This is a genomic window from Burkholderia sp. S-53, from assembly GCF_025560745.1.
GTDB classification, from domain to species: domain Bacteria; phylum Pseudomonadota; class Gammaproteobacteria; order Burkholderiales; family Burkholderiaceae; genus Burkholderia; species Burkholderia pyrrocinia.
Genome location: NZ_CP090482.1, coordinates 239,236 through 251,622 on the forward strand (window position 1 = coordinate 239,236; position 12,387 = coordinate 251,622).

8 protein-coding genes are annotated in these 12,387 nt (G+C 63.2%); 6 read left to right on the forward strand and 2 right to left on the reverse strand.

Features of this window, described 5'->3' with window-relative positions:
• Positions 1 to 2 precede the first annotated feature (2 nt).
• Positions 3 to 2,135, reverse strand: coding sequence for an FUSC family protein (locus LXM88_RS00820; RefSeq protein WP_262531186.1), 2,133 nt, complete (start codon positions 2,133 to 2,135; stop codon positions 3 to 5).
• Positions 2,132 to 2,599, reverse strand: coding sequence for a MarR family winged helix-turn-helix transcriptional regulator (locus tag LXM88_RS00825; RefSeq protein ID WP_262531187.1), 468 nt, complete (start codon positions 2,597 to 2,599; stop codon positions 2,132 to 2,134). Before LXM88_RS00825 ends, LXM88_RS00820 begins: the two co-directional genes overlap by 4 nt.
• A gap of 313 nt (positions 2,600 to 2,912) precedes the next feature.
• Here LXM88_RS00825 and LXM88_RS00830 point away from each other — a divergent pair, with 313 nt between their 5' ends.
• The 6 genes from LXM88_RS00830 to LXM88_RS00855 all read left to right on the forward strand — a co-directional run bounded on the left by LXM88_RS00830 (position 2,913) and on the right by LXM88_RS00855 (position 12,375).
• Complete coding sequence (locus LXM88_RS00830) at positions 2,913 to 3,770, forward strand: FAS1-like dehydratase domain-containing protein (RefSeq protein ID WP_262531189.1); 858 nt, start codon at positions 2,913 to 2,915, stop codon at positions 3,768 to 3,770.
• 410 nt (positions 3,771 to 4,180) lie between these two features.
• On the forward strand, positions 4,181 to 6,649 hold the full coding sequence (locus LXM88_RS00835) for a type VI secretion system Vgr family protein (RefSeq protein WP_262531191.1): 2,469 nt from the start codon (positions 4,181 to 4,183) through the stop codon (positions 6,647 to 6,649).
• Between the two features lie 26 nt (positions 6,650 to 6,675).
• Positions 6,676 to 7,536, forward strand: a complete 861-nt coding sequence (locus tag LXM88_RS00840; protein WP_262531192.1) for a DUF4123 domain-containing protein — start codon at positions 6,676 to 6,678, stop codon at positions 7,534 to 7,536.
• Positions 7,537 to 7,586: 50 nt separating this feature from the next.
• Positions 7,587 to 10,115 (forward strand): T6SS effector BTH_I2691 family protein, encoded by a 2,529-nt coding sequence (locus LXM88_RS00845; RefSeq protein ID WP_262531194.1) that lies wholly within the window; start codon positions 7,587 to 7,589, stop codon positions 10,113 to 10,115.
• Positions 10,116 to 10,118: 3 nt separating this feature from the next.
• On the forward strand, positions 10,119 to 11,189 hold the full coding sequence (locus tag LXM88_RS00850) for a DUF6708 domain-containing protein (RefSeq protein WP_262531196.1): 1,071 nt from the start codon (positions 10,119 to 10,121) through the stop codon (positions 11,187 to 11,189).
• A gap of 112 nt (positions 11,190 to 11,301) precedes the next feature.
• Positions 11,302 to 12,375, forward strand: a complete 1,074-nt coding sequence (locus LXM88_RS00855; protein ID WP_262531198.1) for a DUF6708 domain-containing protein — start codon at positions 11,302 to 11,304, stop codon at positions 12,373 to 12,375.
• Positions 12,376 to 12,387: the final 12 nt, after the last annotated feature.

The following is a 12,387-nucleotide window of genomic DNA, read 5'->3' on the forward strand; positions in this document are numbered from 1 at the left end:
GGTCATGCGCGTGCTCCGTCCGGTGCCTGCGGCGCTTGCGCGGCCGAGGCCGGATACAGCGACAGGCGCAGGCCGACGAGCGCGTGCAGCGTATCGCGCAGCCGGCGGTGCGTCGCGGGCGTGGCCGGCGCTGCGGGTGCCGTGCCGCCGTCGGCCGGTGCGGCGCCCGGCAGGTTGCGGCCGGCCACGCGGTGCAGCGCGTCGTCGATTGACACGAGCAGCGCCGGCGGCGCGGGCTGGCGCGCGTTCGCGGCCGCGCAGCGCGCGTAGTGGTCGGTGACGCCGGCCAGTACGCGGTCGATCGCGTCGGGCACGTCGCCCGACAGCCGGCGGCGCGCGCGGCGCAGGTCGAGCGCGTTCAGCGCGATGCGCAGGTCGCGGAAGCTTTCGATCGACGGGTGACGGTGGTCGTCGGATGCGCCGAGACGCGGCAGCAGTTGCGTGACGCGATCGAGCATTCGCGATGCGTGGTTGCGCTGGTCGTCGAGCGGCTGCGTCGACGCGGAGCGCACGACGTCTTCCCAGCCCGAGCGCAGCAGGCGCCGCACCGCGAGTTCCGCGCCGAACGGCCGCGTTGCGCGTGTCCACAGGTACGCGAACAGCAGCCCGGCTACGCCGGCGAGGTTGCTGTTCAGGAACACGAAGAAGTCGGCTTCGTACGCGCTCTGGATACTGATGAAGGTGGCCGTGTTCACCGCGACGAGCATCGTCACCATGTTGAACTGCGGGCGGGGCAGCAGCGTGCCGATCAGGATGAACGGGCCCGCGAACATCAGCACGAGCATCGCGAAGTCGTGCACGTGCGGCAGCACGACGAACAGGTACAGGCCCGCGAACACGACGCTCGCGGCGGTCGACAGGAAGAACTTGAACACCAGCGGCGCGGGTTCGTCGAGCGCGGCGAAGAAGCTGCACGACACGGCCACGAGCGTGACGGCAGCCGCGCCGTCGTGCCAGCCGGACGAGATCCACAGCCAGCACGCGAACACGATGGCAAGCATCACGGTCAGCGTCGAGAACAGCATCATCCCGCGATCGAAGAAGCGTTCGGTGCCGCCGAGCCGCCAGTGCCGGTAGCGCGGCTGCCAGACGCCCGACTCGTTCGCGATCAGCGCGCGCAGCGAACGGCAGTCCTGCCAGATGTCGATGACCTGGCGCAGCCGCCACAACGCGTTCGACAGCAGCGCGCCGTCCCAGCTCGTCAGCGCGCTGTCGGCGGGCTGCAGCGCGGCGATGCGCTCGCGCAGGTTGTCCGCGACCGGGTCGTGGGCCATGTCGCCGTCGGTGCCGGATTTCACGGCCGGCAGCGGCGCGTCGAACCATTTCGCGGCGTCGGCCAGCAGTGCGTCGAGCGCGGGCGGGCGCACGTGCAGGTCGCGCATCAGCGCGATCAGCGGATCGGCGAGCGACGACATCAGCGGCAGGAACAACTGCATCCGGCCCGCGAGCGCTTGCGCGCGCGCGAGGATGCGCGGATGCGCATGGTCGTAGCTCAACTGGCTCAGCAGGAACTCGAGGCCGTTGATCGTCATCGCGAGGCGTTGCCGGCACGCCGACAGCGCCTTGCCGGCGATGTGCCCGGACAGCGTTTCGCGGCCGTAGAACGCGGCGTCCTTGAACCATGCGTCGGTGCGTTCGATCAGCGTCGGCGCGAGCCGGTTCGGGAACACGGCGCTGCCGACCACGCTCGCGCACACGATGCCGAGCACGATTTCCTCGGTGCGGGCGATCGCGACGTCGAATACCGTGGACGGATCGGTCACGGTGGGCAGTGCGATCAGCGGCATCGTGTAGCCGGCGAGCATGAACACGTAGCTGCGCGCGGTGCGATCGGAGATCGCGAGGTAGAGCAGCGTGCCGCACCAGGTGGCGACGATGATCGCGAACAGCAGCGGCGTCTCGACGAACGGCGGCACGAAGAGGATCGCGGCGGCCGCGCCGAGCGCGGTGCCGAGCGCGCGATACAGCGCCTTCGAGCGTGTCGCGCCGACGAACGGGTTCGACACGATGTAGACGCTCGCCATCGCCCAGTACGGGCGCGGCAACTGGAAATAGAGGCCGAGGTACAACGCCAGCATCGACGCGGCGAAGGTCTTGCCCGAGAACAGCCAGTCGCGAAGGCTCGGGTAGGTCATGGCGTGGAATCGGCGGCGTGGGGCGGGTGCACCGCGTCGGATGCGTTGAATGCGTTCAGCACGCGCAACGTCGTTTCGAGATCGGCGCGGGTGACGCCCTTGAGCACCTGCGCGCGCAGCACGCGCAGGTCTTCCTCCATCTTCGCGGTGACCGCGCGGCCGGCGGCCGTCAGCGAGATCGTTTTCGCGCGGCGGTCATGCGGATCCTCGTCGCGGCGCGCGAGGCCGGCCGCGCACAGCTGGTCGAGCAAGCGCACGAGCGACGGCCCTTCGATGCCGACGTGTTCGGCGAGCGTGCCTTGCCGCACGCCTTCGCCGAGGCGGCCGGCGATCAGCAGCGGCGTCGCGCAGGCTTCGGACACGTTGTACGCGTTCAGCACGCCGTCGCTGGTACGGCGCCACTTGCGCGCGGACAGCACGAGCAGGCTGCTGACGGCGAGACGGAGATCGTGCAGATTGGTCATGGGCGAGATGATAGGGGCAAAAACATTCGATAGCAAACTATCGGTTTTTGTCACCCGCCTGTCATGTCGCGCGTGGCCCGGCCGGGCCGTTTGAAGCAATTTAGGCGGCGTGCCGGCACGGGTCAAGCTGTAAGGTTGGGGGCGGGCGGCGCACGCGGCATGCGCGGCGACTATATTGAATGGTCAGACGAGATCCGTCGGGCAGGGCAGCGTGTCAGGGAAACGCGAAGCAGGGGTTCGGGAAAACTGACTTCGCGAAACGGCGCATGGCGTGCATATTAGGGCCATGGCAATCGCAACGGAGATTCCGCACGTGTCTACCTCATCCTCCCCGCCCACCGCCGCGTCGATCGACGCATGGCTCGGCAAGACCGAAACGCTTGGCGACGACATCACCGCGTTTCCACTGAACGCGCTGGCCGCCACGCTCGATCGCCCGTCGCCCGGCGATGTCGTGCCGCCGCTGTGGCACTGGCTCTACTTCTTGCCCGTCGCGCCGCTGGCCGAGATCGGCCCCGACGGCCACCCCAGGCGCGGCGGCTTCCTGCCACCCGTGCCGTTGCCGAACCGGATGTGGGCGGGCGGCCGCCTGACGTTCCATGCGCCGCTGCGCGCGGGGCACCGCGCGACGCGCGAATCGACGATCGCGAACATCGAGGACAAGACGGGCCGCAGCGGCCGGCTCGTGTTTGTGACGGTGCAGCACCGGATCGAGTGTGACGGCGAGCTGTGCGTCGAGGAAGAGCACGACATCGTCTATCGCGACGCGCCGCAACCGGGCGCGAGCGCGCCGAAGCCGATCGCGGCGCCCGTGGGCGAAACGTGGGCGCGCACCGTCACCGCCGACGCGGTGATGCTGTTCCGCTATTCGGCGCTGACCTTCAACGGTCACCGCATCCACTACGACCGCAGCTACGTGATGCAGGAGGAAGGTTATCCGGGGCTCGTCGTGCACGGCCCGCTGATTGCGACGCTGCTGGTCGATCTCGTGCACCGCGAACGGCCCGACGCGACGCTCGCGAGCTTCGCATTCCGCGCGGTGCGCCCGACCTTCGACGGGCAGCCGTTCACGCTGTGCGGCAAGCCGTCGGAAGACGGCAGCACGATCGAGCTGTGGGCGAAGGATCGCGACGGCTGGTTGACGATGCAGGCCACCGCGACGCTCGCGTGACGCGCGTCCTTCCGTTCGTCGACGAACGACCGGGCGGACGATGCAACGAGATGGCACGCATCGCAACAGCAATTCTTGCTATCGGCATGCACCTGGGCGGGCGCCGACGGCGATCATGGTAATCCCGCCAATTGGCATGGCTGATGTCATGGGACGACGTGAGGGGCGGCGTGTTGCCGTGCGGCGGATGACGGTTTGCCGGCGTGGCTGCGTAGCGCTGACGTCGACATTGAGTCGTGCGAAAGCGATCGGCGTTTCAATCGTTGACATTCACTGGCGGCAGGTGTCCGACGCAGGATGCGCTGTTCCCATGGGTCGACCTGTTCCGCACCCAATTCTTTCCAAATGCATTCTGAAATATTACAAAAACATTATAGAATGCCCGGATCGAGGGATACCGAACAACAACCATGTCGAATTCAGCACAAGACCTGAGAGGGCTGGCGCTCGAGTCCCAACGCCACCGCCTGCTGCAGTTGACGTTCCACGACGAAGCGCCTTACCGGCTCCTGCTGCCGAACGGCATTGAAGGAACGGAATCGCTGTCGCGAGATTTTCAGTTCAGGATCGAGATCCTGTCGGACAACGCGCTGCTCGAGCCGAAGGATTTCATCGGCAAGCGAGTGACGGTTCGCCTGCTGCGCAACGACGGCAGCCACCGGTATTTCAACGGCTACATTTTCACTTTCCGGCACGTCAAGACCGATGGCGGTTGCGCGTTCTACGAAGCAGTGATCGGCCCGTGGCTGCACTATCTCAAGTTTGGCCAGCACAATCGCCTGTTTCTCGACCAGAATCTGCACGACCAGACCGCAACCGTTTTCCAGGACTACGGTGTGCTGTCCGATTGGACATGGCAAGTCAGGGAAGACGATCCGCCGTTGACGATGGCCTGCCAGTTCGACGAGGACGACCACAATTACGTCCATCGGCGCTGGGAGCATGCAGGACTCGTCTACTGGTACGAACACACTGCCGACTCGCACAAACTGATTGTTTCCGATCCCACGCGGGCCGCGCCGGAGATCGACGGCAGGACTCGGGATATCCGCTTCCATAACGGCATGGGGCCGGAAGAGGCGGACAGTATCGTGAGTTGGTCCGCGCACCAGCAAACCACTCCGAACCACACCGAGTTTTCACGTTTCGACTTCAAGACGCCGACTCCCACTCATGTTCAAACCAGCCTGTCCGAGCCGGACGCCGCATTGCCGGTACTGGAATGGAACGAGTACGCAGGCGCGTACGGTTATCGGAACATGGAGCACGGTTATCAGGTCGCGAATCGTCGCATGGAAGAAATCGGCGCGACGATCAAACGATTCGATGCCAAGGGCAATAACCGCTTCGTGATGCCGGGTCGATGGTTTCGGCTGACCGACCATTACGGATCGGCGTTGAGCCGCAATCAGCAGGATGACGAATATCTGATTGTGTCGGTGCGCCACGTCGCGACGAACAATTATCTGGCTGGCACCAGTGTGCCTGCGGAGTATCGCAATGAATTCACGTGCGTTCGCAAGGCGACGCCGTGGCGACCGGGGCGCCGGTTCAACAGCGTCGATACCCGGATACTCGCGCCGCAAACGGCTACGGTCGTCGGCCAGTCGGGAACCAGCATCCATACCGACGAACATGGCCGCGTCCTCATTCAGTTCCACTGGGATCGCGAAGGCAAGTTCACGACGTGGGTGCGCGTCGCCAGCGGGTGGGCCGGTGGCAGTCAGGGGATCGCGGCGTTGCCGCGGATCGGGTCCGAGGTGATCGTGCAATGGCTGGACGGGAATCCGGACCATCCCATCATCACGGGCCGCGTGATGAACGCGCGCAATCAGCCGTCCTGGAAGCTGCCGGAGCAAAGCGCGCTGATGGGGATCCGCAGCCGGGAACTCGGCGGTGCGGACGGAAATGCATCGGCAGGCCGCAGCAACCACCTGATTTTCGACGACACCGCGAATGCCATTCAGGCGCAGTTGCGGTCCGATCATGCGTCGAGCCAGCTTTCGCTGGGCAAGATTACCCGTATCGAGGATTGGCAGGGCCGACAGGATGCGCGGGGTGAGGGTTTCGAACTGCGCACCGACGAAGTGGGCGCGATTCGGTCCGGCAAGGGCATGGTGATCAGCACCGAGGTGCGCCCGATGGCGAAGGGACATCTTTCGGACGTCGGCGAACCGGCGGCGCGCCTGATGAAGGCGCAGACGCTGCACGGACAACTCGGCAAACTGGCGCAGCACCACCAGGCGCAGGAGAACGGTGCCGACCAATCCAGAATTGCCGATGCGCTCCAGTCGCAGGTCGACGGCATTCAGGGAGCAGGAGCGAGCGGGAACGGCGGCGACGGCAGCTTTCCCGAACTGGACGAAGCGCAACTGCTGCTGGCAGGGGCTGCCGGCATAGCCGTCACGACGCCGGGTACGGCCCACGTCACCGGCGGCCAACACGTCGCCGTGACGGCCGGCGACACGCTGTCGGTCGCGACCGGCAAATCGTTCCTGGCGAGCATCTCGGACACGTTCTCGTTGTTCGTGCACAAGATGGGCATGAAGCTGATCGCGGCGAGCGGCAAGGTCCAGATCCACGCGCAAAACGATGAACTCGAGCTACTGGCAAAGAAGGTGCTGTCCATCATCAGCACAACGGACTGGATCAATATCACCGCGAAACAGGGCATTCGCCTGACCGCGGGAAACAGTCGACTCGAGGTCAGTGCGCAAGGCATCGTCGGCTACACCCCAGGAGAGAACCGGATCCACGCCGGCAGTCACGACACGGTGGGCCCGCAGAGCGTTCCTGCGCAATTCCCCGGCGCGGACCTGTGTTCATCATTGACGAACGGCGCAGCGCAGGCCGGCAGCGCGGCAGTTGCACTGTCGTAGTCGCGATGAGATCCACGACTCTACCGATGCAAGCGGTCGTCGACGTGCGTGAACCGTTGACGCACGGGTTTCTGTTGATCGAACCCGCTACGCTGATTGAAGCGCCTGCACTGGCCGAACTGGACATGCGTCCTTGTACGCCACGTGTGCTGGCGCATCGCGAGGAATTGATGCCGCGACTGATCGCGCTCGCCGAGCTGGATGAGCAAGCCCGAGCCGCAGCGACCGATGTCTGGCAGGCCGAGCCTCACGCCGAGCGCCCTCCGGTCGTTTGCGCGTGGCTCGACAGCGATGACGGCATCGACGTGCTCGCCGAGCACGTCGCCCGCTATCTCGTCGGCCCGGGTGTCGACGGCAAGCCGGTGTTCTGGCGTTACTACGATCCACGCGTGCTGACCCTGGCGCTCACGGTTCTCGAACCGGCGCAGCGACAGGCATTGCTCGGTCCGATCCGGACCTGGCAGTTTGCATGGGCCGGACATCGGTGGGCCATGCGAGGGCCGGGCATCGCGGCAGACGCGCTCGAGGGCCATGTGCCGGCATGGCCGACCGCCGAACAGTGGCTGCGCCTGAATCGTAGCGAGGTCATGACGCAGGTCCTCAACCGTTTGCCGGTGCCGTCGGTCGACGATGCCGCACTTCTGCCGTCCGAGCTGGACCGGATCTTGAGCGACGCAATGCGACACGGCCTTACCGATGACGATGCCCTGACGGACTACGCATGGCATTGCGTGAAGTACGGGCCGGCATTCGAACGACATCCGACACTCGTCGACGGATGGCCGCTCCTTGCCGCTGGCGAGATCACCTGGCCCGACATCGTGATGCGCTTCACGCCCGATGACTTCGCTTCCCTTGAACCCTCGCGCCATTCGCGAAATGCCTAACGCAGAAGGAACCGGAAATGGCGACTTGCCCCTTATGTGATCGTCAGTCGTTGCTGATCTATCCCACGCGTTACGCGGTCGCCAGTCCGCGCGGCGCGGCGAAGGCCCCGGCATTGTCGGGCAATTTCAGGATCGACGGCCGTGCGCCTCAATCGATCGGCACCGCCAAATATGCGCTTCGTGCGCTTCGCCCCGGCTACTTGTATACGTTTGATGAAAAGCGCCGGAGACTGCGCGCGTACATGGTGCTGGACAATGGCATGTTGTGGAGCTTTCCGCCCGGCTCGACACCACCGTCGGAAGGCGCGGAACAAATGCAGACGCAGGGATGCGCGTACAACGGCGACTTTCGCTTCGAGGCGCTCGGTCGCTGCGTCGACGTTGAACACACGCCCGGCGGCGACGAAGCGACCAAGCTGTGGATCGGCTGGTCGAACGTGCTATGGACCAAGGCGCTGGTCGACAAGGCGCTCGACGTACAAGCGGGCCCGGCATGGCGCAAGCAGCACATGCAGTGCATCGACATTCCCGCGATGGTCGCCGGTAGCGCTGCCGATACCGGCGAGTTCGAGGCGACACGGGGCAAGATTGCGCATCTGTCGATGGACGAATCTGCGATGAAGGCTGCGTTCGGCTTCAGCAATCGCGATCCGAAAAGCGAGACGCAGCAACGTCGCAAGGATGTCGCGAAGCGTATCGGCGAAGCCATGGCGGCATCGCCCGGCAAGAAGGGCTTCGTCGTGGCGGTCAATGATCCCGTCGGGATCACGAACGATCTGGCCGAGTTGACGGTCCCGACTCTGGACAACGGTTTCGACGAGCAGATGTACTGGAAGTGGACGTCGGCACAGCTGCTCGAGCGGGCCGAAGCCGGCATCCGCGCCAATGCAAGGGCCGTGACCGGCTTCACGTACGGCGTATCGAAAACCGTCGCGGATGCCAATATCGCGAACATGAAGGCCGGTCAGCGCGGCATTCCCGATGCGGCCGGACTCTATAACCTGGTGCGTGCGTGGGTCAAGACAGGCGATTTCGATCAGGCGGCCAAGGAGGTCTCGCGCAAGGCGGAGAACATTCCGGCTACCCAGGACGAAGCGGCGAACGACGCATGGGAGGATGCGGCGACCAAGATCGGACCCGATGGCAAGCGAACCAGCGTGCTCGACGAAGACGCGCTGAAGCGTTTCCCGCAGGAGTATCAGCAAGCGCTCGACGCGTTCAAACCGAAATGGTTGCCGCTGGTGCAAGCGCATGCCGACTGGCTGAAATCGCCGTTGCTCGCCGAATGGATGGTCGGGGTCCACGATTCCAACGATTTGCGCAGCGGCTATGCGTACAGCGAGTCGTGCGCACAGGTGATCGGTGCGGCCGTCGGCACCGAGGCTTGCACGAAAGTGCTCGACGAGTGGTTGAACGGTCAGGCCGCGAATGTCCGGAATCTGTACGTGCGCGCGCTGCTGTTCAACCAGGACGCGTTGATGAAGGCCGCGGATGCACAGGTACACAAATCGGACATCCAGTACGAGCAATTCCTGAATCTCTACAAGGAAGCTTTCAAGAAGATCGAGAAGCTTGGTAACGCGGCCAATTTGCGCGACCGGTTGATCGTGACGACCGGCAATCACATCGTTGGCGTACTCGCGAAAGGCACGCGCGGTGCCGCGCTCGGTTTCGTGACCATCCGCCTCTCGATCCAGGCCGGTGTCCGGCTCAAGCCGTCGCAGGTCAGCAAGCTCGCGATTCGCGACTGGGCGTTGCAGCAGGCGCGTGTGCTGGGCGTCAAGCTGGACGGTAACCGAACCGAACAGCGTGCTTCGGCGACCCAGGTCGGGAAGCAGGTCATGCGAACGGCACCGCCGGTCGATCCCAATGTTGTCGTATACGAGATGGACGTCGATGCGCTGGTCCGGAACGGGAAGCTGGACGCCGGCGCAATCAAGGCCGTACGCGTGCCGGGTGTCGATACGGCGAAAAAATGGCTCGGTTCGTCGACCGACTTCAACCTGGGTGTCGCGACCGTGATCTTCCAGCTCGCAACCCTTGTGCTCGCGGCTAACGATTGGCGCGGCAGCGATCAGTTCAATGAAGGGGAAACCGGCTGGAAGTCGATCGGCGCCGTCATCGCGGTCGTCGGGAGCGTCATTGAATACTCATCGGAAACGGCGTTGAAGGCGCCGGCTCATCCGTTGTCGGCCTATCTGATGAAGGGGTGGGCCGGGAAATGGGCGGGGGTGGGTGTGACGGTTGGGCGTGGCTTGGGGGCGGTCGCGGGGTTGATGTTGGCTGGGTTGGATCTACTCAAAAATGCTCCTGAGGCGTATCGCAATAAGGAGACTAACCTGTGGGTGCTTTACAACCTGAGTGGAGCGCTCGGCATATATGTTGCCGCAGCAGCACTCTTTAGTCTTCCGCTCTTCTGGCCTGCCTTGATTCTCTCCATTCTTGTAGGTATCGCGATCGCAATTTTCAAGGCGTCAGCCCTTAAGGACTGGGTGTCGCATTGCAAATTCAGTAAGGGAGAACATTATGATTCGCTGGAGGCCGAGCTCAAGGCTTTCAGTTCAGCGGCAGGAGGCTGACAGATGGATGAACGAGTAATGAAGAAATGTATTGGCAAGCCGGTGCCGGAATGGGATCTGAGTCATCGTCTGACGATTGACCGATCGGTCGGACCAGACGTCCAAGACTTCGGGTCGACGTTCTGCATTAATTCTACCTACATGGATGTGATTGAACCGTCATTTTTGAATAGGCAGTGGTTTATTACCGGGGTGTTTGTTGTATTTATGGCTGCCTTATACGGCCCATATATGTACAACTATACTCACACCGACGACGCTTCTGCTTCTATATTGTTTGTGGCCGATTTGATGGCCTTATCATTCGTACTAGTATTCGGTGGAATCGCCTGGAAACTCGGGCGCGGCCTGTTCTTCGGCTTGCGCTATCGCCCAATCCGCTTCCACCGCGAAGCACGCAAGCTTTACGCGATGCGTGCGCGGCGCTTTTTCGCGAAGGCCGGTGAAGGCGACGTGGTTTGGGAGGCACCGTGGACCGAAGAGTCGATCTTCTGCCTGCATCGCGAGGACACATCCTTCGGCACGGTCTTCCACATTCGCCACTACACGGTCGACGACCACGGTAACGTCACGCGTGTGTTCTCGATCGGCCGGGAATGGGCCGGAAAGCGGGAGGTCGAAATGGCGCTTGCGCAGTGGAATTACTGGTGCGCGTACATGAACGATGGGCCGAACGGTCTGCCCAAGCCGATGTTGTTCCACACGCAGCACGAGACGCTGCGCGAATCGTTCCTGTTTTCGCTGTATGGCTTCGGGATGCAAGCACCGATCGTGGTCCGCCTGCTGATGATGCCGCTGATTCTGGTCTTCACGATCATGCGTTTCGTGGCGAACGCTACATGCCGCGCCCCTTTATGGCCCGACACGATCAAACAAATATCGACGATTGCCTCCGACGATCCTTACGCAGAACCCCGCCCCGGTACACCAGTCGGTTGGGGCGACACGGTTCTGGCTCAGCAGCGTGGGGAGTACCCAAACGATTCCAAATCGCGGGCTCGAGGCTGGACCGGGGAAGCGGACGGCGAGCAAAACGCAGCGGTCTGGCTCGACAAACCGCCACGCGCTGTGTGAAGAAAGGAATGCAAATCAAACGGGGTCCATGCCGCCGGTTTAGCGTCGAGGACCATGGCGACTCGTTCGAGACAGCACGGACGTGTTCGATTCCGTGGCAAGAGGCTGACGCATGGACGAACGAGTAATGACGAAATGTATCGGTCAGCCGATACCGGTGTGGGACATGACACATCGACTGCCAACAAATCGTTCCGTAGGTCCGGACGTCAAAGATTTCGGATCGACGTTCAGCGTTAACTCAACCTACATGGACGTGATCGAACCATCTTTTCTCGAGAAGCAGTGGTTCGCGACCGGAGTGGCGCTAGCCCTCCTATGTATCGGGATTGGTCCGTATATTTATTTGCTGACGCATGCCGATCCGGCGCCTGCGTTTTGGATGTTTGTATTTAATTGCATAGCGCTTCTCCCGGTAATCATTTTCGGCACGATTGTCTGGAAACTCGGGCGCGGCCTATTCTTTGGCCTGTGCTATCGCCCAATCCGCTTCCACCGCGAAGCACGCAAGCTGTACGCGATGCGTGCGCGGCGCTTTTTCGGGAAGGCCGGTGAAGGTGACGTGGTTTGGGAGGCACCGTGGACCGAAGAGTCGATCTTCTGCCTGCATCGCGAGGACACATCCTTCGGCACGGTCTTCCACATTCGCCACTACACGGTCGACGACCACGGTAACGTCACGCGTGTGTTCTCGATCGGCCGGGAATGGGCTGGAAAGCGCGAAGTCGAAATGGCGCTCGCGCAGTGGAACTACTGGTGCGCGTACATGAACGACGGGCCGAACGGTCTGCCCAAGCCGATGCTGTTCCACACGCAGCATGAGACGCTGCGCGAATCATTCCTGTTTTCGCTGTACGGCTTCGGGATGCAAGCGCCGATGGCGATCCGCTTGCTGATGATGCCGTTGATTCTGGTCTTCACGGTCATGCGTTTCGTGGCGAACGCAACTTGCCGCGCCCCAGTGTGGCCCGACACGATCAAACAAATCTCGGCGGTTGCCTCCGACGATCCTTACGCAGAACCCCGCCCCGGTACACCAGTCGGTTGGGGCGACACGGTTCTGGCTCAGCAGCGTGGCGAGTACCCGAACGATCCCAAGTCGCGGGCCCGCAACTGGACCGGAGAAGCGGACGGCGAGCAAAACGCAGCGGCCTGGCTCGACAAACCAACCGCACGCACTGCATGACGATGGAGCTTC

Excerpts from the sequence above, each read along its gene's own strand:
- LXM88_RS00840 (WP_262531192.1), top strand. The coding sequence starts at position 6,676 with ATGCAAGCGGTCGTCGACGTGCGTGAACCGTTGACGCACGGGTTTCTG.
- LXM88_RS00850 (WP_262531196.1), top strand. The coding sequence starts at position 10,119 with ATGGATGAACGAGTAATGAAGAAATGTATTGGCAAGCCGGTGCCGGAA.
- LXM88_RS00825 (WP_262531187.1), bottom strand. The coding sequence starts at position 2,599 with ATGACCAATCTGCACGATCTCCGTCTCGCCGTCAGCAGCCTGCTCGTG.
- LXM88_RS00855 (WP_262531198.1), top strand. The coding sequence starts at position 11,302 with ATGGACGAACGAGTAATGACGAAATGTATCGGTCAGCCGATACCGGTG.
- LXM88_RS00835 (WP_262531191.1), top strand. The coding sequence starts at position 4,181 with ATGTCGAATTCAGCACAAGACCTGAGAGGGCTGGCGCTCGAGTCCCAA.
- LXM88_RS00820 (WP_262531186.1), bottom strand. The coding sequence starts at position 2,135 with ATGACCTACCCGAGCCTTCGCGACTGGCTGTTCTCGGGCAAGACCTTC.